The following is a 1,377-nucleotide window of genomic DNA, read 5'->3' on the forward strand; positions in this document are numbered from 1 at the left end:
ATTAATTAAATTTAAAAAATTAATTAAATTAATTAAATTTAAAAAAGAATAAAAATTAATTAATTAAAAAAATTAATAAAAATAATTAATTTTAAAAAAGAATAAAAATTAATTAATTAAAAAAATTAATAAAAATAATTTTCATCTAAATTTAACATATTACGCCCAAAATGAGAAAGACATATTTTTCATCTAATATTAACATTCGCACCTAAACCAGTTAACAAATTAAATAAAGCTAAAGAAAGGGACAATTGAATAGACTGCAATCAAAATAACCACTGTAAATATGACAATTGCTCCAAGAGGAACCTTTTTCCAAGCCAATGCTCCGGCAACTATTGCGCCGATCAAACCAATATACCATAACTTATTGTCAACAGTCAATACTCCGGGACATATCAATGCCGCAAGGGCAGTGTATGGAATGAGGTTCAAGAACTTTTCAAACTTTGGTGAAAAGTTTAATTTTCCAACAAAAATAGCTGGAATAAGCCTTGGAATAAATGTGACCAATGCACAAGCTAAAATTAAAAAATTGATATCCATAATCACACCTCACTTCCATTATTGTCATTTTCACATGATTTGGCTGAATCATCATATGAATCGCCGAGAATTGTTTCATCATCAACGATGTACATTCCAATGATTGCTCCCAAAAGTGTTGCTACAATAAGTGACCAGTTTCCAATGAAAAACTGTAAAACAGTGTTTAAAAGAGCGGTTAAAACAACCAAAACAGCCAATTCCTTACTGTTTTTAATTGCAGGAACCAAAAGAGCCACAAACAATGCATACAATGAAATGTTGAAACTGTTTGTAACGATAACAGGAAGGATATTCAATAGCATAACACCTATGAATGCGCCGAAAACCCATGAGAGAAATGCAATTCCCGCAAGGCCAATATAAACCCATATTGATGACTCCTCCATCAATGAGAACATTGCAAATGATTCATCCACAGCCAAATGTGCAGACAAGATATTTAAAGGAAGGGAACTTTCCTCAACCTTATTGTAAACACAGGTATTCATAACAAAATATCTTAGATTGACAACAAATGAGGTTAGGACAATTGCAAGAAGAGTTGCTCCTTGGGCCAGCATGGAAACAGCCATGATCTGTCCGGCACCGGCATAAACAAAAAAGGACATGAGAACAGTTTGAACAGGATTCAAACCTGCCTTAATTGCCAATGCAGCATAACCGATACCCATAGGAATATAACCGAAGGTAATTGGAATACCTAGCTTGATTCCATGGAATAATTTCTCTCTTCTGCTTTTAATCTAAAACAACCCCATAATGAATAATAAATAAAATAAAAATAAATAAATTTAAATAAGTTTTTTAAATCTAATAAATAGTAAT

General features: G+C 31.5%; 2 protein-coding genes. Both read right to left on the minus strand.

The window, feature by feature from the left end; translation table 11 throughout:
• Positions 1 to 228 precede the first annotated feature (228 nt).
• Entirely contained in the window at positions 229 to 549 is a 321-nt protein-coding gene (locus tag Q0138_RS05355) for an AzlD domain-containing protein (RefSeq protein WP_297981812.1), read from the minus strand.
• A 2-nt stretch (positions 550 to 551) separates the two neighbouring features.
• Positions 552 to 1,295, minus strand: a complete 744-nt coding sequence (locus tag Q0138_RS05360) for an AzlC family ABC transporter permease (protein ID WP_346662268.1) — start codon at positions 1,293 to 1,295, stop codon at positions 552 to 554.
• Between the last annotated feature and the right edge of the window lie 82 nt (positions 1,296 to 1,377).

It is taken from the genome of uncultured Methanobrevibacter sp. (genome assembly GCF_937906425.1).
Classification (GTDB): Archaea; Methanobacteriota; Methanobacteria; order Methanobacteriales; family Methanobacteriaceae; genus Methanobrevibacter.